17 protein-coding genes are annotated in these 22,736 nt (G+C 68.1%); 8 read left to right on the top strand and 9 right to left on the bottom strand.

The features are described from left to right. Positions 1-121 precede the first annotated feature (121 nt). From CFB47_RS35145 to CFB47_RS35135, 3 genes are read right to left on the bottom strand one after another with little or no spacing between them, the layout of a single operon-like run. The gene (locus CFB47_RS35145) at positions 122-1,588 is read right to left on the bottom strand and encodes an efflux transporter outer membrane subunit (protein WP_089464307.1); all 1,467 of its coding nucleotides are present in this window, start codon (positions 1,586-1,588) and stop codon (positions 122-124) included. Continuing rightward, positions 1,588-4,758, bottom strand: a complete 3,171-nt coding sequence (locus tag CFB47_RS35140) for an efflux RND transporter permease subunit (protein WP_089463980.1) — start codon at positions 4,756-4,758, stop codon at positions 1,588-1,590. The genes CFB47_RS35145 and CFB47_RS35140 overlap by 1 nt, the downstream gene beginning before the upstream one ends. After that, positions 4,755-5,921 carry an efflux RND transporter periplasmic adaptor subunit gene (locus CFB47_RS35135; protein WP_089463979.1) on the bottom strand — a complete coding sequence of 389 codons (1,167 nt, stop codon included), beginning with the start codon at positions 5,919-5,921 and terminating at the stop codon, positions 4,755-4,757. Before CFB47_RS35135 ends, CFB47_RS35140 begins: the two co-directional genes overlap by 4 nt. A 592-nt stretch (positions 5,922-6,513) precedes the next feature. Between CFB47_RS35135 and CFB47_RS35130 the strand changes: the two genes are divergently transcribed. Beyond that, positions 6,514-7,113: a TetR/AcrR family transcriptional regulator gene (locus tag CFB47_RS35130; protein WP_373453171.1), complete on the top strand. Its 600-nt coding sequence runs from the start codon at positions 6,514-6,516 to the stop codon at positions 7,111-7,113. A 312-nt stretch (positions 7,114-7,425) separates the two neighbouring features. Here CFB47_RS35130 and CFB47_RS35125 read toward each other — a convergent pair whose 3' ends face one another. Both CFB47_RS35125 and CFB47_RS35120 read right to left on the bottom strand, forming a co-directional pair. Continuing rightward, positions 7,426-9,834, bottom strand: coding sequence for a hypothetical protein (locus CFB47_RS35125; RefSeq protein ID WP_089463977.1), 2,409 nt, complete (start codon positions 9,832-9,834; stop codon positions 7,426-7,428). A 39-nt stretch (positions 9,835-9,873) separates the two neighbouring features. Next, positions 9,874-11,436: an anion permease gene (locus tag CFB47_RS35120; protein ID WP_256946829.1), complete on the bottom strand. Its 1,563-nt coding sequence runs from the start codon at positions 11,434-11,436 to the stop codon at positions 9,874-9,876. A gap of 165 nt (positions 11,437-11,601) precedes the next feature. Here CFB47_RS35120 and CFB47_RS35115 point away from each other — a divergent pair, with 165 nt between their 5' ends. The 3 genes from CFB47_RS35115 to CFB47_RS35105 all read left to right on the top strand — a co-directional run bounded on the left by CFB47_RS35115 (position 11,602) and on the right by CFB47_RS35105 (position 15,441). Further along, a complete protein-coding gene (locus CFB47_RS35115) occupies positions 11,602-12,387 on the top strand; it encodes a GntR family transcriptional regulator (RefSeq protein ID WP_089463975.1) in 786 nt (261 codons plus the stop codon). A 370-nt stretch (positions 12,388-12,757) separates the two neighbouring features. Further along, a complete protein-coding gene (locus tag CFB47_RS35110; RefSeq protein ID WP_089463974.1) occupies positions 12,758-14,113 on the top strand; it encodes an MmgE/PrpD family protein in 1,356 nt (451 codons plus the stop codon). Next, on the top strand, positions 14,110-15,441 hold the full coding sequence (locus CFB47_RS35105; protein ID WP_089463973.1) for an LLM class flavin-dependent oxidoreductase: 1,332 nt from the start codon (positions 14,110-14,112) through the stop codon (positions 15,439-15,441). The genes CFB47_RS35110 and CFB47_RS35105 overlap by 4 nt, the downstream gene beginning before the upstream one ends. A gap of 1 nt (position 15,442) precedes the next feature. Here the strand turns inward: CFB47_RS35105 and CFB47_RS35100 are convergent, their stop codons facing one another. From CFB47_RS35100 to CFB47_RS35085, 4 genes are read right to left on the bottom strand one after another with little or no spacing between them, the layout of a single operon-like run. Next, a complete protein-coding gene (locus CFB47_RS35100; protein ID WP_089463972.1) occupies positions 15,443-16,282 on the bottom strand; it encodes an amino acid ABC transporter ATP-binding protein in 840 nt (279 codons plus the stop codon). Further along, positions 16,269-17,054: an amino acid ABC transporter permease gene (locus CFB47_RS35095; RefSeq protein ID WP_089463971.1), complete on the bottom strand. Its 786-nt coding sequence runs from the start codon at positions 17,052-17,054 to the stop codon at positions 16,269-16,271. Before CFB47_RS35095 ends, CFB47_RS35100 begins: the two co-directional genes overlap by 14 nt. Beyond that, positions 17,044-17,778: an amino acid ABC transporter permease gene (locus tag CFB47_RS35090; RefSeq protein ID WP_089459370.1), complete on the bottom strand. Its 735-nt coding sequence runs from the start codon at positions 17,776-17,778 to the stop codon at positions 17,044-17,046. Before CFB47_RS35090 ends, CFB47_RS35095 begins: the two co-directional genes overlap by 11 nt. Then, the gene (locus CFB47_RS35085) at positions 17,775-18,617 is read right to left on the bottom strand and encodes a transporter substrate-binding domain-containing protein (protein ID WP_089459369.1); all 843 of its coding nucleotides are present in this window, start codon (positions 18,615-18,617) and stop codon (positions 17,775-17,777) included. The genes CFB47_RS35090 and CFB47_RS35085 overlap by 4 nt, the downstream gene beginning before the upstream one ends. A 491-nt stretch (positions 18,618-19,108) precedes the next feature. Between CFB47_RS35085 and CFB47_RS35080 the strand changes: the two genes are divergently transcribed. The 4 genes from CFB47_RS35080 (at position 19,109) to CFB47_RS35065 (ending at position 22,721) form a co-directional block, all read left to right on the top strand. Then, positions 19,109-19,783, top strand: coding sequence for an alpha/beta hydrolase (locus CFB47_RS35080; RefSeq protein ID WP_256946828.1), 675 nt, complete (start codon positions 19,109-19,111; stop codon positions 19,781-19,783). A 78-nt stretch (positions 19,784-19,861) separates the two neighbouring features. Continuing rightward, positions 19,862-20,407 (top strand): GNAT family N-acetyltransferase, encoded by a 546-nt coding sequence (locus CFB47_RS35075; RefSeq protein WP_089459368.1) that lies wholly within the window; start codon positions 19,862-19,864, stop codon positions 20,405-20,407. Between the two features lie 4 nt (positions 20,408-20,411). After that, positions 20,412-21,944 carry an MFS transporter gene (locus tag CFB47_RS35070; RefSeq protein ID WP_089463970.1) on the top strand — a complete coding sequence of 511 codons (1,533 nt, stop codon included), beginning with the start codon at positions 20,412-20,414 and terminating at the stop codon, positions 21,942-21,944. 219 nt (positions 21,945-22,163) lie between these two features. Then, on the top strand, positions 22,164-22,721 hold the full coding sequence (locus CFB47_RS35065) for a GNAT family N-acetyltransferase (protein WP_179250262.1): 558 nt from the start codon (positions 22,164-22,166) through the stop codon (positions 22,719-22,721). Positions 22,722-22,736 lie beyond the last annotated feature (15 nt).

Raw genomic sequence — 22,736 nt, 5'->3', positions numbered from 1 at the left:
GAATCGATCATGCGGGGTCAAGGAGTGCCCGGCGCCGCGGTACTCGCGGTGCGCCGGGCGTCGAGGTCCGGGCCGGCGCCGGCCGAACGGCACGCGGCCGATCCGTCGACGCAAGCAGCCGTCATTGCCGGGCCGCGACTGCCGTGCGGGCGTCGGGCGGCAACTCGCCCATCGCCTGCAGCAGCGCGGCCGTATCGGTCATCCGACGGCTCGCGGCACGCACCGAATCGAGCTCCGCATTCAGGTACTGCCGCTCGCTCGCCCGTTGCGCGGTCATCGGCACCGCACCGAGCGCGCGGCGCTGCACCGTTTCGTCGAAGCCTTCGCCGGCCGCGCGCGCCGCGAGTTCGTTCGCGGCCAGCGCCTCGGCGTCGTTTTCCAGCGCGGCGAGCGAATCGGCGACGTCGCCGAACGCGGACAGCACCGTAGCCTTGTACTGCAGCACGGCCGCGTCGTACGCGTCGCGTGTCGCGCGGCGGTGAGCCAGCAGCGCGCCGCCGTGGAACAGCGGCTGCGACAGCCCGGCGCCGACCGCCCACAGCCCGCCCGCGCCCGACAGCAGCGCCGGCCAGCTGAAGCCGCCGCGCCCCATCGTCGCGGTGAGCGACAGGCTCGGGAACAACTGCGCGGTCGCTTCGCCGACGTCGGCCGATGCGGCCTTCACGGCGGCCGCGGCCGCGCGAATGTCCGGGCGCGCCTTCAGCAGGTCGGACGGCACGGCCATGGGCACGTGGGCCGGCAGCGACAAGCCGCTGAACGCCGGAATCGGCGGTGCCGCGTCAGGCGTACGGCCCAGCAGGATCGCCAGCGCGTGAACCGCGCGTGCGCGTTGCTGGCGCAACGGCGGCAGCGTCGCGGCGAGCGACGCGGCATCCTGCGCCGAGGCCAGCGCCTGCACGTGCGACATCGCGCCGAGCGCGTAGCGCTGCTGGTCCTCGCGCGCGGCCGCGTCGGCCACGGCGACCAGGCGCTCGGTCAACAGGATCTGGCGGTCGAGCGCCGCCGCGCCGATGGCGGTGCCGACGATGTTGGCCGCCAGCGCGCGCCGCGCCGCTTCGAGTTCGCAGCCGCGCACGTCGACACGCGCGGCGCTCGCCGCGTTCGCATACCGTGTGGCGCCGAACAGGTCGAACGTGTAATGCGCCTGCAGTTGTCCGACGAATACGTTGTAGCGCAGGTTTTGCGCGCCCGCGCCGGAAATGTCCGGCGTGCGCGTGCGGGCCACCTGCGCGTTCGCATCGATCGACGGCAGCGTCGACGCGCCGACCTGCGCGCGCAGTTCCTCCTGCGCGGCGGCGAGCGTCTTTTCGGTCGCGGCAAGGGTCGGATTCGCACGCAGCCCTTCGTCGACCAGCGCGTCGAGCGCGCTGGAGCGATAGAGCCGCCACCACTGCGGAACCGGCGCGGCGCCGACGTCGAATTGTTGCGCGACGCCCGCCGCTTCGGCGGTGCGCGGTGCCTGCGGCGTCGCGCTGTAGTTCGCCGGCGACGGCATCGCGGGCGGCGTGCTGCTCGGGGCCATCGCGCAGCCGCCCAGGCCGAGCGCGGCGCTCGCGGCGAGCACCGAGGTGATACGAGGGAATTTCATCAGCATGTCTCCGAGGAGGCGACGTCCATTGCGCGCGACTCGCGTTCGTCGCTGCGTACCTTGAAGCACGTCGCATAGAGGGCCGGCAGGAAGAAGACGGTCAGCACCGTCGCGATCGTGATCCCGCCCATCAGCGCGGTGGCCATCGGGCCGAAGAAGCCGGAGCGCAGCAGCGGGATCAGCGCGAGCACCGCGGCGGCGGCGGTCAGCATGATCGGCCGGAAGCGCCGCACGGTCGCGCCGACGATCGCGGTGAAGCGCGGCTGCCCGGCGGCGATGTCCTGGTCGATCTGGTCGACGAGGATCACCGAGTTGCGCATGATGATCCCGAACATCGCGATCACGCCCAGCAGCGCGACGAACCCGAACGGCTTGCCGAATAACAGCAGCGCGGCGACCACGCCGATCAGGCCGAGCGGCGCCGTCAGCACGACGATGAAGGTGCGCGAGAAGCGCTTGAGCTGGATCATCAGCAGCGTCAGCACCGCGATGATCATCAGCGGCATCTGCGCGTTGATCGACGTCTGGCCCTTCATGCTTTCCTCGGCGGCGCCGCCGATCTCGATCCGGTATCCGGCCGGCAGCGTGGCGCGCACCTTGGCGAGCGCCGCGTCGATGTCGCGCGTCACGCCGATGCTCGGCGCTTCGCCGCGCACGTCGGCCTGCACGGTGACGGTCGGCTGGCGGTCGCGTTCCCAGATCACGCCGTATTCGAGCGTGTCGCGCACGTGGCCGATCGTGCCGAGCGGCACCGGGCCGTGCGGCGTCGGGATCGCCAGGCCCGCGAGCTTCGACGGGTCGATGCGTTCGCGCTTCGGCGCGCGCAGGTCGACGTCGACCTGCTTGTCGCGCTCGCGATACTGCGTGACCGTGTAGCCCGACAGCGTCATCGCGAGGAAGCCCGACACGTCTTCCGACGTCACGCCGAGCTGGCGTGCCTTGAGCTGGTCGATGTCGAACGACACCGATCGCTCGGCCGGCTCGTCCCAGTCGAACTGCACGTTGCGCGTGCGGGCGTCGGCGCGCACCTGGTCCGCGACTGTCTCGGCGATGCCGCGTACGGTCGCGATGTCGTCGCCGCTGACGCGGAACTTGATCGGGAAGCCGACGGGCGGGCCGTTCTCGAGCCGCGCGACACGCGTGCGCACGGTCGGGAAGCTGCTCGCGAGCGTCGACTCGAGCCAGTGCGACAGGCGATCGCGCGATTCGATGTCCTTCGCCGTGATCACGAACTGCGCGAAATTCGGCTGCTGCAACTGCTGGTCGAGCGGCAGGTAGAAGCGCGGCGCGCCGGTGCCCACGAAATCGACGACGTGCGCGATTTCAGGCCGGCCGTCGAGCACCGTCTCGAGCCGCCTGGCCTCGCGCAGCGTCGCGTCGAACGATGCGCCTTCCGGCAGACGCATGTCTACCAGCAGTTCCGGCCGTTCCGAATTCGGGAAAAACTGCTGCGGCACGCGCGTGAACGCGGCCATCGCGATCGCGAACAGCACGGCCGTCACGCCGAGCACGACCCAGCGGCGCTCGATGCAGGCCGAGATCCATCCGGACAGGCGCCGGTAGAAGCCCGTGTCGTACACCGCGTCGCCATGCGCATGACCGTCGTGATGCGCTCGTTCGGGCAGCATGTGGTAGCCGAGCAGCGGCACCAGCACGACGGCCGCGAACCACGACACGATCAGCGCGATTGCCGATACCTCGAAGATCGAGCGCGTGTATTCGCCGGTGCTCGATTTCGCGAGCGCGATCGGCAGGAAGCCCGACACGGTGACGAGCGTGCCCGTGAGCATCGGGAACGCCGTGCTCGTGTACGCGAATGCCGCGGCGCGCGTGCGGCTCCAGCCCTGTTCGAGCTTCACGGCCATCATTTCGACGGCGATGATCGCGTCGTCCACCAGCAGCCCGAGCGCGAGCACCAGCGTGCCGAGCGACACCTTGTCCAGGCCGATGCCGAATACGTGCATGCAGAGCGCCGTCACGGCCAGCACGATCGGAATCGTGATGACGACGACCATGCCGGTGCGCAGGCCGAGCGACACGAGGCTCACGACCAGCACGATCGCGACGGCTTCGCCCACCGCTTCGACGAAGTCGTCCACCGAGTGCTTGACCGCGTGCGGCATGCTCGCCACCGCCGTCAGCTTCAGGCCGGCCGGCAGGCCCGTCTGCAGCTCGGCCGCTTTCGCATCCAGCGCCTTGCCGAGGTCGATCACGTCGCCGCCTTTCTGCATCGTGACGCCGATGCCGAGCACCGCGTGGCCGTTCGCCCGCATCTGCGTGACGGGCGGATCGTCATAGCCGCGCGTGACGGTCGCGACGTCACCCAGCCGGAACGTGCGGCCGTTCACGGTGACGAGCATGTCGGCGAGCGCCTGCGTGTCCTTGAACGCGCCGCTCGGCCGAACGAACACGCGGTCGTCCGAGGTCGTGATGGTGCCGGCCGGCGCGACGGCATTCTGTGCGTCGATCGCCTGCGCGAGCTGCTGCGGCGTGATCGCGAGGCGCGTCAACTGCGCGTTCGAGATCTCGACGAACACGTGCTGGGCGGGATCGCCGAAGTAGTCGACCTTCGCGACGCCCGGCACACGCAACAGCGCGGCGCGCAGCCGGTCCGCATAGTCGTGCAGTTGCGCGGGCGAATAGCCGTCGCCTTCCAGCGCGTAGATATTGGTGTACACGTCGCCGAATTCATCGTTGACGAACGGGCCGACGGTGCCTTTGGGCAGTGTCGAGCGGATGTCGCCGACCTTCTTGCGCACCTGGTACCAGGTCTCCGGTACCTGATCGACCGGCGCGGAATCCTTCATCGAGAAGAAGATCATCGACTCGCCGGGGCGCGAATAGCTCTTGATGTTGTCGACGTACGGCGCCGCCTGCAGCTGGCGGCCGATCCGGTCCGTGACCTGTTCCTGCACGTCGCGCGCCGTCGCGCCGGGCCAGTAGGTCTGGATCACCATCGTGCGGAACGTGAACGGCGGATCCTCCGATTGCGCGAGACGCGTATAGCCGATCACGCCGAAGATCGTCGCGAGGCCGATCAGGAAGATCACCAGTTGCTGGTGCTTCAACGCCCATGCGGACAGGTTGAAGCGGTCGTCGTCGCTCGGCGCGGTTCCGGCTTGGGCGCGATGTCCGTCGCCGGTGCCGTGCGGAGTGTGCGGAGCGTTCATGATGCGAGATCCTCCGCATGCAGCGGCGGCACGATGCGCACACGCTCGCCGGCACTGACCGTATGGACGCCCTGCATCACGACGCGCTCGTCGTTCGCGAGGCCGGACGTGACGGTGACCGTGCGTTCGTCGTAGCGGCCGATCGTCACCGCGCGCAGTTCGAGCGTGTCGCTGCCCTTGCGGACGACCCACACGGCCGGGGCTTCGCCGCGGTGAAAGAGCGCGGTGGCCGGCAGCGTGATCGCGCGGTCCGCAGCGGGCTCCGCGGTAGCATCGAACGTCACGTTCGCCGTCATACCGGAGCGCACGTCCGGCCCCGGCGAGAGCAGCGTCAGCTTCACGCGCCAGGTGCGGCTCTGCGGATCGGCGGCAGCGGCGACTTCACGCACGCGCGCATCGAGCACCTTGCCCGGAAGGGCCGTCAGGCTGACACGAGCGGGGCGACCGACCGCGAGATCCGGCAGGTCGCGTTCCGACACGTCGCACACGATGTCGAGATCGCCGCTCCAGTCGAGATGGAACACGGCCTGGCCGGGCTCGACGTTTTGCCCGGTATCGGCATCTTCGGACGTGATCACGCCGTCGTGATCGGCCGTCAGCGTCGCGTAGCGCAGGTGATCGCCGGCGAGCGCCATTTGCGCGAGCGCGGAATCGCGCTGCGCGACCGCCGACGCATACGCGTCCTGCGTCGTCTCGAGTTGTGCCGGTGCGATCAGGTTGGCCTGCGCCTGCGCACGATCGCGATCCAGTTGCTGTTTGGTGTACGCAACACGGTGCTCGGCCGCATCGAGCTGCGCACGCGCATTCAGCAACGTGTTGCGCAGATCGGCCGGGTCGAGCGTCGCGAGGGCCTGGCCGGCTTTCACCGTGTCGCCGATTCGCACGCGCCGCTCGACGATCTTGCCGCCGACGCGAAACGACAGCGGCGTCGAATAGCGTGCCTGAACCTGCGCCGGCAGCACACGCTGCGCCGTGCCGTTGTCCTCGTGCACCGCCAGCGCGACCACCGGCTGCAGTTCGGGCGCGGGCGTCTCGCGGGAATGGCAGGCCGTCAGCAGAATCGCGCAGCAGGCGATGACGACGGGCGCCCGCCGGGCCGGCGGGACGATGCGTGTCAGAAGCGGGCGCGTGAAGGTTCGCGCGTCAAGACCGGGTGATTTCACGATGTTTCCAAGACAAGTGAGGGTCAACTGAACAGGGTTGGGCGACCACGTGGGCGCCCCGATTCATGCAGATGCGGTGCGGCGCGTTCGTCGCTGTCGATTCTGCATATCAATCAGTACTGCGATATTTCAATTACGGCTTGCTCCGGCTGCAGGCATGCCGATTCCCTGTGCGGGGCAGACGCGAACGTGCGGATGCGCACGCAGCGCTTCGACCGGCGACCACCGCGCAAAGCCGAGCGGCACCGCTCGTCGTTGCGGCCGAAGCCGCGCGCGACACGACGGGTGACGAAGCGGCGGTTACGGCGTGCTCGGCGCTTTTGGCGCCGATTTCGCTTGCTGCCGCGCGTCGGGCACAGCCTCTCGACAGGAGCCGGATGCTGTGATTTTCGAGATTAGACTCATAACTGATAAAGTTGTCAAGTATGAGTGAGTAATCTAAAATTGCGCCATGCAGAAAGTTCTATCGAATAGAGGAAGAGGAGGCGGGCTCATGGACGATCGGACAGTGGGGCCCCTTCGGCCGGCCGGCAGCGCCGGTGTAGCGGCGCCGCGCCAGCCGCGCGGCGCTCGGCGCAAGGAGGCCACGCGCATGCGGCTGCTGCACGCGGCGTTCAGGTTGATGGCGGAAAAGGGGCCGGACAACGTGGCGATCAGCGAGATCACCGAGGCGGCGGATGTGGGGTTCGGTTCGTTCTACTACCACTTCGAATCGAAGGACGGCATCTTCGCCGCGCTGACGGAGTGGGTGTTCGACGATTTTGCGGACGGGCTCGAGCGTCTCGCGAACGGCTTGTCCGATCCGGCCGAGGTCGTGTCCGTCTGCGTACGCCACACGCTGATGCGTGCGCGCCGCGAGCGGCTGTGGGCCCGGCTCCTGATGCGGGAGGGCTTCTCGGTGCGCGCGCTCGACCACGGGCTCGGCCGGCGGTTGCGGCGGGATAGCGAACGCGGGATCGCCGCACGCCGCTTCGTCGTCGACGATCCGCTGATGAGCGTGCTGGCGATGACCGGAACGATTCTCGCGGCGATCGCCGCGGAGTGTCACGCGACGGCTGCGTCGGCGAGCGGCATGCCGGAGCGGGTGGCGGCCCTGGTGTTGCAGACGCTCGGCCTCACGCGCGCCGAGGCACACGATGTCGCGACCCGACCGCTGCCGCCGGGCGATTTTGCCATGGCGGATACGGCGTGACTGTTCGCGGCATGCCGTTGCCAGGGCGGCTGCGTCCCCGGTTCCCGCATCGTCATCGTGATCTGCGCCGTTGCAGCGATCGCAGCCTCCGGCGCCGGGCACCCGGTGGCCGGTTAGCTTATGCGGCCTGAAAGCAATGGGATGGACGCCCCAACCGGAAACGTCGCAGTCGTGCAAAAGTGGAATTGTGCGTGCACCACGTCAACGAATAGGCGCTCCCGTCATGATGGCTACGGTTATTGGCATCTATCCGGCAAAGAACGTGGTCCAGCTGCACGGCGGTAACGAGCGCGGCAGGGTGGTGCTGAAAACCTAGCCGAACGTGATGAACTGCGCCGACGACCACACCTTGCTGTCGTTGCGTTGCCGCCCAAAGAAATAGACAGGGCGGTAGCCGAACCCCGCATGGCCGGGCTCGACCTCGATGCTGCCGGAGAGATCGACGGGCAGCGGCTGGTCGGTCAGCCGCTCGAGCGCGACGAACAGCTCCGTTCCGCCAAGCGCATGCGTCGCCGTCCCACTCGCAAGCAGCTCCGCACCGCTGATCTCGAAACGGAATTCAGGCGCATGGACGAATGGATTGCGCTGCAGCGGATCGCCGACCTTCGCGAAGCTGTCGATCGTGCCTTCGACCACGATCGTCGCGGCGGCGAGATTGCCGATGTCGAGCTCGATGCTGTCGGCGTCGCCGTAGGTGTCGCTGTGGAATTCGACGTCGGTCGCGCCGGTGCGCCATGCCGATTCCTCGACATGCTCGAACCCGTTGGACCCGAAACGGTGGATCGTGCCGTTGACGATCCGGATCCGGCCGCGCCACGCGGCCCAGCGGTAGCGATCGCGAATGCGGGCGCCGCCCCAGCGCACCCGGACGAGGCGCTCCGCGTAGCCGAGTTCCGCATGCAGGTTGCGCTCCCAGAGCAGACCCTCGTGATCGTACGCGGCCACGTATTCCCACCCGGACTGGCCGAGCAGCCGGTAGTCGAGCCGCGCCGGCCCATGGTGCGCGAATGCGTCGCCTTGCCAGTGATCGCCGCAGCGCACGAGCAGCGCACTGTGCTCGCCGGTGGTCGCCCACGTGCGGCGCGCACGCAGTGCTTCGCCGACGTGCTTGCGGTCGAGTGCGGGTGCGAGTACGCCCGTCAGCCCGCCATGTACGCCGAAGACCTGCACGCCGGGTGCGCCGCCGCCCGGCCGGCCGCGATGTTCGTCGCCGCTGGCCGCGACGCCGAGCCGGTAGCCGCGTTCGATCACATCCTGATACAGCCAGCCGAAGTGGCCCCACGACGACGCGATCTCGACGAGCCGTTCAAGCTCGGGGTGGTGCCAGTCCGGAATGTAGCGGCGGCCGCCGACATGCGGCATCACGAGATGCTGCGCGGTATCGTCCGCATACGCATCCCACAGTTCCTCGACGGGCCAGCGGCCGAGCTCGACCGCCGTGCCCTTCATGTCCTCGTTCCAGACGAGCGTGCGATTGTGCTCGCCGCGCGTGTTGTACGGAAAATCCGGTCGAGCGTCGCCGAGGAACACCACGTTGTGATCGCCGCCGGCGGTCGAGCTGCCGCACCATTCCTGTACCGGATACACGACGAAGCGGCCCGGTTCGTTGAAGCGCTCGACCGCGTCGACGCCAAGCTGCCAGTTCTCGTCGGTGATCTGGAAGTCGTTCGCGGTATAGCCGAGCACGTCGATGCCGCCGATGTCGCGGGCGTAGCGCGCGTTGTACTCGGGGCTGTTGGTGCCGACCGTGTCATGTGCGTGCACATGCAGATCCGCATACAGCGCGCGCGGCGCGGGCAGCGACGCGTCGATCGTCAGCCATGCTTCGGCCGCGCGCACGTCCGGGCGCGTCGGCACGTCGGCGACGATGCGCAGCGTGCCCGCGTCGACGGGCAGGTCGTCCACCGCGCAGCTCGCAAAGTCCGCATCGGGCAGCGCGTGTTCGCGCCGGTAGACGATCTCGCCGCGAACGTCATACGCGACGACACGCGCATGGCCGCCGACCTCGCGGCACGCGTTGCCCCAGCGGTCCTGCAGCGACAGCCGGAATGGTGCGCGCGTGCCGGGCTGCACGAAGCGCGGGCCGTTCAGCAACACGTCGGAAGGCGCACCGGCACGGATGTCGATCGCTATGTCGCCGGGCACCGCGACGAAGCGCGACGTGCCGAGCGGATCGACGTAGAGCCGGAAGCGGAAGTTGTCTTCGGCGAAGGTCTGCACCCGCGTGCCGGGGCCGCGGCGGCGGTCGCCGAGGCGAATCACGATCCGGTCGCCGGCGTTCACGTAACCGTCGACGATGTCGACGATCACGGCTTTCTGGAACGGCCGCTCATGCCCCTTCTGGTCGAAGCGCACGTTCAGCGCCTGCACGGTGGCCGGGCTCTGGCCCGGCACGAGCGGCGCCGCGTGGTACTCCGCGCTGATGTAGTTCGCGGCGCTCGGGTCGCTCGTCTGGAACAGCGCCCAATCCGAATAGAACTTGAAGGTCGCCTTCAGCCAGCCGCCGTCGGCGATGCCGGACGAGCCGACCTCGTAGTCGAGCACGATCTCGCTCCACTCGCCGGCTTCGAGACGGGTGACGTTGCAGCGCACGCGTCCGGCGAACGGCAGGCGTTTGTGGCGTTCGTACAAGCCTTGCGGCGCGACGTGCGGGCCCAGGCGGTCGCGCAGCGCCGCGGCGCGCGCGTCGACGGTATCGATGGCGTCGTTGGATTCGTTCATGGTGGAATGCGAAATGATGTCGAGGGAAGGCGGCGCGCGTCAATGCGCGAACGGCCAGGGCGCACTTGCGTCCCAGACGGGAATGCCCATGTACGCGTACCACGGCGCGATCACGCAGAGGCCGTAGACGATCGCGATCAGCACCGCCACCGAGCCGACCTTCGCGTAGTCGGCCGTCGAGAACGCGCCGCTGCTGTAAGCGATGACGCCGGCGGTGATCTGCGTCGGCAGCAAATACGCGAAGCTGTCGGTATCGCTGACGAGCATCGTGAACGCGATCGGATGCAGCCCGAGGCGCGGTGCGAGCGCCAGCGCAATCGGCGCGATCATCGTGACGGCCGCGACATTGGACAACATGCCGATGCGGATCACGTGTGTGCCAAGCATCACGATCGCGATCGCCAGCCACCAGCCGTGCCCGCGCGCGGCGACGTAAACCTGATCGGCGGCCCAGCTCGCGAGCCCCGACGCGCTGATCGCCGACGATAGCGACAACGCACCGGCGAGCAGGAACAGCGTGCCCCAGATCGTGCGCTGTTCGACTTCGGCCCAGCCGAAGCGCAACACGCCGGGCGCGAACAACAGCGCGAGCGCGATCAGCGCGACGATTTCCGACGACAGGTGATGCAGCGGCTCGGTGGCCCACAACACGGCGACGGCCGCGAACAGCGCGAGCACGGCCCAGTCGTTGCGCGCGGCGCGCGGCTGCGCGGCGCGCATCGCCGCGATCGAGTCGGGGCCACCGGGAATCGCGACGGCGCGCGAGCGGAAATGGAATTGCACCCACGCTTGCGTGATCGCGAACATCCCCAGGTAGGGCCACTGCAGCTTCAGCCACGTCAGGTAAGAGATCCGGATGCCGAGCTGCTTCTCGAGCAAGCCGGACACGACCATGTTCGGCAGATGGGCCGTCAGGATGCACATGCCGCTGATCATCGCGCCGTACACGAGCGTCTGGATCACGATCGCCTTGCGTGCGGCGCGTTCGCGCGGCGTTTCGCCGAACAGCCGGACGATGCCGTTCGTGACCGGCAGCAGCGTCGCGGCACGCGCGTTCGCGGCCGGCACGACGAGCGCCATCACGCAGTTCACCGCGAACATCGCCCAGATCACGCCGTTGGCCGTGCGCACCTTCAGCCGGTCGAGCAGGAGCAGCGCGATGCGGCGGTCGAGCCCGCTCGCCTGCATGATCGCGGAGAACAGGAAGGCGGCGAGACACAGGAACACGACCGGCGCGGCGAAGCCGCTGGCCGCCTTCGGAAACGACGGGCTCGCGTGCGACAGCACGAGCAGCATCGGCAGCAGGATGCCGCTCACGCCGACGGGAATCGCCTCGGTGATCCAGACGATCGCGACCCACGCGACCACGGCGAGCGTCGCCTTGCCTTCCGCGGACAGATGCGCGGGCGCAGGCAGCCACCACGCGATCGCGAAGAACGCGATCCATGCGGCGGCGAAGCCGATCGCGGCGCGCCACTGCGCGCTGGGCGATCGGGCTGCCGGGTGCGGATCGGCGGGTCGGGGGGCTGCCGTCTCAGCCCGTGGCGGGCGACTTGCCTGCGTGCCGTCGAGCGGCGGCGTGCCGATTGCGTTTTCAGTCACTGCTATGCTCCCCGTGCGTCGGGCCCCGTGAAACTGAAACGGCAGCCCCGACCGTCTGTCGAGATGTCATAATACGTATTAATACAAGTTGAGCGATCCAATTGCTTTTCATATCGATATCGGGGATCGCGCATAGCGCGAGCCGAGCACGGAGAGGAACATTCGATGACGCTGGTGCGTGACGACGCGACGTCGCTTTACGAGCAGATCGCGACGACGCTGCGCGACGAGATCGAGCAGGGGATGTACGAGCCGACCGGCAAGCTGCCGTCCGAGGCGCAACTGAGCGAGCGTTTTCAGGTGAGCCGCGTGACCGTGCGGCTCGCGCTCGATCGGCTGGCCGACGCGCGTATCGTCGAGCGCAAGCAGGGCAAGGGCACGTTCGCCGCGAAGCAGCGGCTGAGGCACCGGCTCGATGTGCTGCGCGGGCTGCACGATTCGATCGCCGGGCAGCGCGCACGCGCGCGAATGGAGTTGCTGCGAATGGAAACATGTGACGTACCGCCGGGCTTGCAGCAAGTATTCGCCGCCGACGTCACGCGCTGCATTTATCTCGAACGCCTGCACTGGGTCGACGACGAGCCGATCGCGCTCGCGCAGACCTGTCTGTTGCCTGAGGCAAGTGACGTCGCTTATGCGCAGGCCGACAGCATGCCGACTTACGAACTGCTGGAGCAGTTGCTCGGCTGGCGCATTGCCGACGCCGACATGTCGGTGACGGCCGTGGCCGCGCCGGACGATATCGCCGCCCTGCTCAAGACCGGCAAGCTGGCGCCGCTGCTGGTGTTGCGGCGTACGTCTCGTCTGGCCGACGGCCGCACGTGTGAATCCACGCTGTTTCATATTCGGCCGGAGCGCTTCGACCTGGTGGTGCGAAGCGGTGTCGAAGCGCGATTTGTCGCCCATGGCGCGCCTTCCGCCGGGGATCACGACGATGGCGCCGCGCGGTGAATCGATCGGACAGTTCGTTCAGGCGCCTGGTAAATCCCGCCCTGATTCAGCTTCCCGATTTTTATTCCTCCCTGGAATTTCGCCGCTTCGTCATGTCGGCGGCACGGCTCGTGTCGACTGCCGGCCTGGCGCGTCACGGCAGCAGCAAGCTGCCGGTCAGCACTGACCCGGTTCATCGACGGCGTCATGCACGGCGCGAAGTTGCCCGGCTCCCGTCGGGCAACGCTGAATGCGCGATATAGAAAGCTCGAATACTTGGTTGGGCCCGCACGAAGGCTTCGCTAGTATCCGACGCTCCCATCGGAGCCGGAACCGGAAGGTTCCGGCTGCGCCGCCCGTTGCGGCGTTTCGCGACTTCCCAACTGCCGATATGTCTTCCCACTCGATTCCTGACGGCATCACGCGCCGGCTGGCCGCCGCGATTGCGTGCACCGAGCCCTCGCGTGATCCATCCGCCATCGCAGCCGCGCGGCGCGGGCTGCTCGATTTCCTTGCCGCCGCATTCGCCGGCGCACGCGACAACGGTTACCGCAAGCTGCTGGCGGTGTGCGGTCGCGATTCGGCCGGGGCAGCAGCGGTCATCGGCAGTGCGACACCGGCGTCGCCGCAATACGCGGCGCTGCTCAACGGTTACGCAGGCCACGCGCTCGACTACGACGACGTGCACAGCAGCGTGCGCGGCCATCCCGGCACCGTGCTGCTGCCGGCGCTGCTCGCGCTCGCGCAGGTGCGCGCACGCAGCGCGCTCGAACTGCTCGACGCATACGTCGTCGGCGTCGAGACGATGGCGCGGATCGGTCTCGCGCTCGGCAGCCGCCACTACGAACTCGGTTTCCACAACACCGCGACGCTCGGCACGCTCGGCGCGGCCGCCGCCGCGGCACGTCTGCTCGGGCTCGATGCGGCGGCCACCGACAACGCGCTCGGCATCGCCGCGACGCAGTCGGCCGGGCTGCGGCTGCAGTTCGGCAGCGAGGTCAAGCCATTGCACGCGGGCCTGGCGGCGCGCGCGGGGCTGTTCGCCGCCGAACTCGCCGAGGCGGGACTGGCCGGCGCGCCGGGCGCACTCGACGGCCCGGAAGGATTCTTCGCCGTATTCGGCGGTGGCGCGGCGCAGCCGGCGCGCGTGCTGGCCGACTGGGGCGCGCCGTGGCAGATCGTGTCGCCCGGCCTGTACTTCAAGCCGTGGCCCTGCTGCACGGCAACCCATTACGCGGTGCAGGCCGCGCTCGATCTGCGCGCTCGCCACCGCATCGCGCCGGCGGACATCGTTGGCATCGCGGTCACCTTCCCGCCGGGCGGCGACACGCCGCTGTCGAACCGGCTGCCGGCAACCGGCCTCGAAGCGCGCTTCAGCGTGGAGTACGCGGTGGCCGCCGCACTGACGGACGGGCCGCCCGGCGTCGCGACGTTCGCCGATGTGCCCGTGCGCGACGACCTGCTCGCGCTTGCCGGCCGCGTCACGCGGCATCACGACGCGGCCGCGCCGCGCGCGTCGACCGATCCCGCGACGCGCTTCTCGGTCGTCGAGATCGCGCTTCGTGGCGGTGACACGCTGCAGCAGCGCACCGAACGCCTCGTCGGTGCCGATGATCTCGCCGCGAAGTTCGCGGATGCAACGGCCCGCGATCCCGCGCTCGCGTTCGTCCCGGAACTGGTCGACACGATGCGAAGCACGGCCGATCTCGCACGCCTTTTCCACACCTTTACGTCGCTTCAATCATGAGCACCGATCGCAGCACACCTTCCCGCCGCCAGATGCGCCTGGGGCTGTTCCTCCAGGGCGCCGGACACCACGTCGCCGGCTGGCGCCACCCCGACGCCGAATCCGGCAGCGAGAACTTCGACCTGCTGCGCCGCGTCGTGCAGACCGCCGAGCGGGCAAAGTTCGACATGGTCTTCCTCGCCGACGGCCTGACGAGCGGCCCGGACGCGCATCCGTCGATGGCGATGCGCTTCGAGCCGCTGAGCCTGCTGTCGGCGCTCGCGATGCACACGCGGCACATCGGCCTCGCGGCGACCGCGTCGACGACGTACAGCGAGCCTTACCACATCGCGCGCGTGTTCGCGTCGCTCGACCACCTGAGCGGCGGGCGCGCCGCCTGGAACGTCGTGACGACCTCGTACGACCGCACCGCCGCGAACTTCACGCGCGGCAACCATCCCGATCACGCGCAGCGCTACGAGATGGCCGGCGAATTCGTCGATGTCGTGAAGGGGCTGTGGGACAGCTGGGACGACGACGCGGTCGTCAGGGACAAGGCGCGCGGCGTGTATTTCGACCCGGCGAAGGTGCACGCGCTCGATCACGCCGGACGCTTCTTCAACGTGAAGGGACCGCTGAACGCGTCGCGCCCGCCGCAGGGCCATCCGGTCGTGATTCAGGCCGGCTCGTCGGGCCCCGGCCAGGATCTTGCCGCGCGCACCGCGGAAGTGGTGTTCACCGCGCAGCAGACGCTCGAGGAAGCACAGGCCTTCTATCGCGACCTGAAGGGGCGGCTTGCGGCATACGGCCGCGGCGAGGACGCAACCGCCGTGATGCCCGGCGTATTTCCGGTGATCGGCCGCACCGAGCAGGAGGCCAAGGACAAGTATGCGCAGCTCCAGCAATGGACCGATACGTCGGGCGCGTTGACGCTGCTGTCCGACCGTCTCGGCCATGACGTGTCGAAGTATCCGCTCGACGGCCCGCTGCCCGACCTGCCCGAATCCGATCAGTTGAAGAGCCGCGCGAAGCTGCTGACCGATCTCGCACGCCGCGAGAACCTCACGCTGCGCGAACTCTACTACCTCGTCGCCGGCGCGCGCGGGCACCGGATCGTGTGGGGCACGCCGACGCAAGTCGCGGACGCGCTGGAGGAGTGGTTCGAGGGTGGCGCCGCGGATGGCTTCAACATCATGCCGCCTTATTTCCCGGGCGGACTCGACGATTTCGTCGAGCATGTCGTACCGGAACTGCAACGCCGCGGCCTGTTCCGCACCGAATACGCGGGCACGACGCTGCGCGACCATCTCGGGCTCGCGCGGCCGCCGAGCCGCTACGCAGCGCGTTGACTCAGACCGCGAAGCGCGTCAGGTCGAGTGCGATCGGCGCGCTGTCGCGGCTGGCGTGAGGGCTGCCCGCGGGGCCGAGCGCATGCGCGAGGAAAGCCCGCGTGCGCGCGCTTTGCGGTGCACGGAACAGTTGCGCGGCCGGCCCGTGCTCGACGATCACGCCCGCCTCGGTGAAGTAGACGACGTCGCTGATTTCCTCGGCGAACCGCATCTCGTGCGTGACGAGCAGGCAGGTCATGCCATCGCGTACGAGGTCGCGAATCACCGCCAGCACGTCGCCGACGGTTTCCGGATCCAGCGCGGACGTCACCTCGTCGAACAGGATCAGGTCGGGCTGCATCGCGAGCGCGCGGGCGATCGCGACGCGCTGCTGCTGGCCGCCCGACAGCTCGCCGGGGTACGCATGCGCCTTGTCGCCGAGGCGCACGCGCTCGAGCAGCGCGTGTGCGGTGCGCACCGCTTCGGCGCGATCGCGGCCGAGAATCCGGACCGGCGCGGCGACGAGGTTGTCGAGCACGCTCAGGTGCGGAAACAGGTTGTATTGCTGGAACACGAAGCCGACGCGCTTGCGCAGCGCGATTTCGTCGCGCTCGGATGCGAGCTGGTCGACGCGCGTGCCATCGACGTCGATCAGGCCGCGCTGCGGCCGCAACAGCCCCGTGATGCAGCGCAGGATCGTCGATTTGCCGGAGCCGGACGGCCCGATGATCGACACGGCCTGGCCGCGGTGCACGTCGAGATCGATACCGCGCAGCACGGGGGTCGTGCCGTAGGACAGGTGCACGTCGCGCAGGCGGACGAGCGGCTCGTCCGCGCCGCGCGGAGTTTCAGTGGAATGCATGACGTCGTTCGAGAAGGCGGGTGAAGCGGGCAATCGGGTAGCAGTACGCGAAAAACAGGCCGAGTACCGTGAAATAGACGACGACGGTGAAGTCGGCGCGCGCGACGGTGTTGCTCGCGACCTGCGCGGTGTCGAGCAGGTCGTGCACGCCGACGAGCGACGCGAGCGCGGTGGCCATCGTGATGCTCGCGTACAGGTTCATCCACGGCGGCAGCATGCGGCGCACGCATTGCGGCAGGATGATCCAGCGGAACACCTGCACGCGGCTGAACGCTAGCGAACGCGCGGCGTCCCACTGCGCGTGCGGAATCGACTGGATCGCGCCGCGGAAGATTTCCGCGAAGTTCGCGCTCGCCGGCAGTGCAAGGCCGAGCGTCACCTTGAACCAGTCCGGAAACGGCAGCGACGCGTGGCCGAGCCTGATTTCGAACGGGAATACGTAGGTCGAGAAATAGATCAGCACGAGCAGCGGCGCGTTGCGAAACACCTGCACGTACGCGCGCGCCGCAACGCGTGCGATGCCGAGCCGCGACAGCGTCAGCGGGCCGAGCACGAGGCCGGCGAGCGTGCCGAGCGCGATCGCCAGCGCGCTGATGCCGATGTTGACGAGCATCGCCTTGCCGAGCGCGGGCAGCCAGGTGGCGAGCGCGACGAGCGTCGGATGGTGCCGACCGGCAATAGCCAGCGCGACGACGGACAGCGCGGCCACAATTGCCGCGACCGCGGGCCAGCGCACGAGGCGCGCGGGCGAAGCGAGCGAGTCAATGGCCATAGCCGGGTATCCTCAAGCGGTGTTCGAGCCAGCGTCCCGCGAGGTTGACCGTGAACGTGAGCGCGCCGAAGAAGAGCAGGATCAGGATCATCAACTCGAGCACGTTGTCGCGCTGCGTCCAGATCATGATCGACGCATAGGTGACGTCGCCCACCGCGATCGCCGAGGCAACCGTCGTCATCTTCACGAGGTCGACCAGGTTGTTGACGAGCGCGGGCAGCGCGAAGCGCATCGCGAGCGGCAACTGCACGTACCAGAGCCGCTGGCGGCGGCTGTAGCCGAGCGACTGCGCGGCTTCGAGCGTCGCGCGCGGCACCGCTTCGAGGCCGGCGCGCAGCGCTTCCGCATGAAACGCGCCCTTGTGCAGCGAGATCACGATCACGCTCCAGATGAACGGCGTCAGCGGATTGCCGCCCAGACCGCGCAATGCGGCGCTGATCAGCATGTTGACGACGAGGAATGCGCAGAACAATTGCACGAGCGTCGGCGTGTTGCGGGTGAGCTCGACGAATGCGCGCGCGGGGCGCGCCAGTGCCGCGCGCGGCGACACCAGCAGCGCGGCGAGCACGACGCCGCACGCGAGGCTGCCGAGCGCGGTCGCGATCGACAGTTCGAGCGTCACGCCCATCCCGTGCACGAACGACGCGCGTTCGTCGGGGGCGAGCACGAAGCCGTAGTCGAGACCGAGCTTGCGGAGCGCATCGACGGCGGCGGCCGCCGTCATGTGCGTTGCGCCTTGAGCTTCGCGTGCAGGTCGAGCACGGCTTGCGATGGCGTCATGCCGTTCTTGCGCTCGACGTCGAGCAGCCAGCCGCTGCGATGCCAGTCCTGGACGATCCGGTCGAGTGCGTTCTGCGTATCGGTCTCGCCCTTGCGGACCCAAATGACCGACGGCGACGGAATCAGGTCGGTCGGCAGCGGCGTCGCATAGTCCTTCCAGTCCGGATTGCGCGCGACGAGCATGCGCAACGTCGGCGCGACGTGCACGGCGGCCACGCAGTTGTTGCCGCGAAGCGCGAGCAGCGATTCGGGCTGGCCGCGGAACGCCTTCACCTGCGCACCGTATTCCGTCGCGAGCGGCTTCGTGTAGTTGCTGCCTTGCGACACGCAGACCGGCTTGCCGCGCACGTCGGCCCAGGTCTTGATGCCGCTGTCCTTGCGCGTGATCAGCGCGCCGCCGATGAACTCGAACGGCGTCGGCGCATACGACAGGATTTCCGCGCGCTCCGTCGTCAGCTCCATGTTGGCGATCAGCGCGTCGACCTTGCCCTGCTGCAGGAACTGCACGCGGTTCGACGGCTGCACGGGCGTCAGTTCGACGTCGACGCCGAGCCGTTTCGCCACGTCGTTCGCCAGATCGACGTTGAAGCCGACCGGTTTTTGCGTCGCGGGATCGAGCGAGCCGAACGGCGGGCCCGACAGGATCACGCCGATCGTGATCTTGTGACGTTGATGGATGCGATCGAGTGTGCTGTCCGCGCGAGCCACGCCGGAAAAAGCGGAAAAAAGGGCGGCGACGAGCAGCGCGTGGCCCGACGTAGTGCGAAACGATCTGCTGAACATGGGAAAGAGAGACGTTGTTTGGGTGAGGCGGGGCGGCGCGTCGCGCGCCCGGTTGTCGGGAGCGTGTATTTTCGGGATGCGGAACGCATCCAGGAACCAAGAAATTCTCATACCGTTATCTGGTCCTCCGATTTACGCAGACGAACACGACGCTCGCACGACCGGAATGGCGATGTGGCGGAGGGCTTGCGAGCGAATCGGTGGCGATGATCGGGCACGCGTCGAATACCGCTGAATGTTGCTGGCGTTGCCGCGCGCGTTGCGCGACGCATACGGGATTCGATATCTGCGCGCGGCAGCGAAGCATCATACCAATCGGTATTTTGCGCGCGTCCGAGGTTGACTAAGATCAAGCCCTCGGGCGGACGCCCGTATCGCCAACCGGTCCGCCCACGCCTGAATCATGGACAACCGCACAGATTCCCCACCGCTCATTTCCCTGCCTGAAAGCGAGCACCGCCCACTCTCGGTGCGCGCGAAGGCGCTCGTGTTTGCCGATCCCGCGTCACGCGCCGTGCTGCGTTTCGTCGAGCAGATCGGGCCGAGCGCAAAGCGGCGCTTATCACGGCGACGAGACGCTGCTCGACTATCTCGCGCTGTTCGACCGTTACAAGGGCGCGCGCAACGTGCTCGTCGCGCATTCGCTCGGCACGGGCAGCACGCTCGCGTTGCTCGATCGGCTCGCGACGCTCGGGCGGCTGCATGAAGCAAGCGGGGCGCTGCTGCTCGGCACGCAGCTCGCGCGCCCGGTGACCCGGCCACCGGCATTGCCGGGCTGGCTCCTCGAATGGATCAAGCCGGTGTTCGCACGGCGGTTTCGGCGGCTTGCATGGCATCCGCAAGCCGATCCGGCGCTGGTCGCGTACGAGTCGCGCGTGGCGCGCCGCAACCGGATGACGACGTTCCAGGCCGTGCTGCGCGACGCGCCGTGGCCCGACGCGGCGCGGCTGGCCGTGCTCGACGTGCCGGTCGCCGTGCTGGCCGGCGATGCCGATGGATTGACGCCGCCGGCCGGCGGGCGCGCGCTGGCCGACGCGTTGCCGAATGCGACGTTCGACGTGCTGGCCGCCTGCGGGCACCAGTTGATGCTCGAGCGGCCCGATCAGGTCGGCGCCGCATTGCGTGCGCTGCTCGAGCGCACCGTTCAGCCGGCGCCGTCGGCGTGAGTGTCGATGTCTGCATCGGCCGATGGATCATGACAACCCGGCCCGGGGTTCGGGCAACGGTGGAAGAGGAGGCGTTTGATGTCTGAAGTCGAAGTTTCGTTGGATCGGCAGGACCGGCTCGTCCATGTGTCGGCCCGCGACCCGCTCGCGCAGCCGCTGTTCGACGAGCTGGCGTACGAGTACAGCAGCCGTTACGCGGCCTATATCCCGGAGGAGGAACTCGCCAGGGAGCTCGTGCGCTATCCGGTCGAAGCTTTCGCGCCGCCTCATGGCGCGTTCCTGCTGCTGTTGCGTGAGGGCCGGGCGATCGCGGGCGGGGCGTTCATGCGTCATCACACGCCGGCCACCGCGGAGTTCAAGCGGATCTGGGTGAGTCGCGCGCATCGCCGTCAGGGGTTGGCGCGGCGCGTGCTGGCCGAGCTGGAGGCGCAGGCGGTCCGGCAAGGCTACACGCGCGTGCATCTGGGAACCGGGCCGCGGCAACCCGAAGCGGTCGGCCTTTACCGGTCCTCCGGCTATACGCTGCTGTCGTCGCACGATTTCGGCGAGGACGCGCCGCCCGGTGTGTTGTTCGAGAAATATCTGCTGCCGGTTCAGCCGGTGCATACCGGCAACGTGGAATGAGTCGATGACGCCGGACGAGCCGCACGCGTGCGTGCACACCGAGCTTGCAGATGCCGTTGCCCGCGCGCGACCGTCCGGCCGGTTCGGCCGGCTCGTGCGACGGCGCGATGCGCGCGGTGCTTCGCACGACACCCGTGCCGACATCGTGCTGGGCATCTGCGTCGCGATGGGCTTTACCACGCTTCTCGATCAGGCGATCTTCACGCTTGCAGTGCCGGCGCTCCGGAGCGGACTGCGCGCGTCGACAGCGGAAATACAGCTGATCACGTCGGTGTATTCCATCGCGTTCGGTATCGCGCTCGTCCCGGCCGGCCGGCTTGGCGACGTGATCGGGCGCCGCCTGCTGTTTCTGGTCGGGCTCGCGATGTTTACCGGTTTCAGCGTACTGGGCGGATTGGCGGACGATGCGCGAACGGTGATCGCCGCACGCGTGCTGCAAGGGCTCGGCGCGGGGATGATCAATACGCAGATATTCGGCTTGATCCAGGACTTGTTCACCGGCACGGCGCAAGCCAGGGCGCTCGGGCGATACGCGATGGCAGGCGGCTTGTCGGCGCTCGTCGGCCCCCTTCTCGGTGGGCTGGTTCTTGCATCGGTTCCGCCGGGCATCGGCTGGCGGCTGCTGTTCCTCGTCAATGCGCCGTTCGGCGTTGCCGTCTTCTGCGTCGCGCTTCGGTATTTGCCGCGCCGCCGGCCGTCGGTTCGCCGGTTTTCGATCGACCTGATCGGGTTGATGCTTTTGTCCGCGATCACGCTCGCGCTCATGCTCGCCACGTTGGTCGGGAGTGCCGCGATGCCGTCGCGGCGCGTGTGCTTCGCGGTCGCGCTGGCCGGGCTGCCGTTGTTTCTCGCGTGGGAGGCCGCGTATCAGCGTCGCGGCGGCACACCGATTCTGTCGCGCAGTCTGGTCGGTTCGCGCGGCTATGTGCTCGGTACGATCGTCGCGATGTGCCAGTTTGCAGCGGGCGTCACGCTCGGGATGGTCAGTGCGCTGTTCTTTCTCGACGGCTTGCATGTCGACCCGCTGCGCTATGCCGCGCTGTCGATTCCTGCCGCGTTGGCATCGACTGCAGCGGCGATGTGGAGCTGGCGTTTCGTCCGCCGCTTCGGCCGCGGCGGGACCGTGCTCGCGATAGCGTGTCATGCGCTTGCCGTCGCCGCGCAAGGTTGCGCGGCCGAATTCCTCGAGATTCGCTGGATCGTCCTCACCTATCCCGCGATCGTGTTGCTGCAGGGCGTCGCCAGCGGCCTGATCCATGCGCCGAATCAGGCGATGACGCTCGCGGCGATCGGCCAGGATGAAGGGCGCGGGCTGGCTGCGGGGTTTCTGCAGTTATCGCAGCGGCTTGCGTGCTCGATCGGCATGTCGTGGGGAACCGGTGTGTTCCTGGTGCAGGCATCGTCTTCCGCCGGGTTGACGGCATACCGCGATGCATTCGTCGAAGTGCTGATGCCGATATTGCTGTTGGTCGCCGGCGCGTTCCTGGCGGCATGCGCGGACTGGGCAAGCAGACGAGCGCAGTGCCCAACGACGTGACCGGCAGGGCGATCGATGTTTTCGGTGCATGTCGACCTTTACGATATGTCATCCTGATTATGTGTATCTGTGTGCATAACGATTTCAAAAATGCTTGGTTTGCGCATGAATGGTTAACGCGCACTATTGGGCCTCGCGACACAGGAAATTAACCGTGTCGAACAAATCGTTCCAATCCGGCAAATCAGAGGCAGATGACTCGAAGCATCTGGCGTATCAGTGACAGACGAAGTAATCGACACATCCCCGCTTGATCCGCTCGCGCTGCCCATGTTCGACGAGTTGTCGGTCGAGTATTCCACGCGCTATCAGGACTTTCGCTCGGTGCCCTCGGCAGTCGTGCGCGATGAACTCCTGACGTACCCGGCCGAACTGTTTGCACCGCCCGACGGCGCGTTCGTGCTGATTCGCCGGGGCGACGAAGTCGTCGGCGGCGGCGCATTCCAGCGCTACGACGCAACGACCGCCGAGCTCAAGCGCATCTGGGCGCATTCCGGCGTGCGTCGTCAGGGCGTTGCGCGCCGCGTGGTGGCCGAACTGGAATCCCGTGCGTTGCGGCAAGGCTACCGGCGCGTCTATCTCACGACCGGATTTCGTCAACCGGAGGCCTCCGCGCTCTATGCCGGCACCGGCTATGTACCGCTATACGATCCGGCGATTGCACCGGAAGTGCATTGGCGGCTGCCGTTCGCCAAGGATCTGCTCGAGCCGGGCCGTACCGATCGTTTGCAGGATTTGAAGCCGGACCGGCCGTTGGGTCGGCCGTTCGGCGCATGACGGATGAACACTTCT

Origin of the sequence: Burkholderia sp. AU27893 (assembly GCF_002223205.1) — a bacterium.
Classification (GTDB): Bacteria; Pseudomonadota; Gammaproteobacteria; order Burkholderiales; family Burkholderiaceae; genus Burkholderia.
The sequence above is the reverse complement of the archived record's forward strand: the minus strand, read 5'-3'. Positions and strand labels throughout refer to the sequence as shown.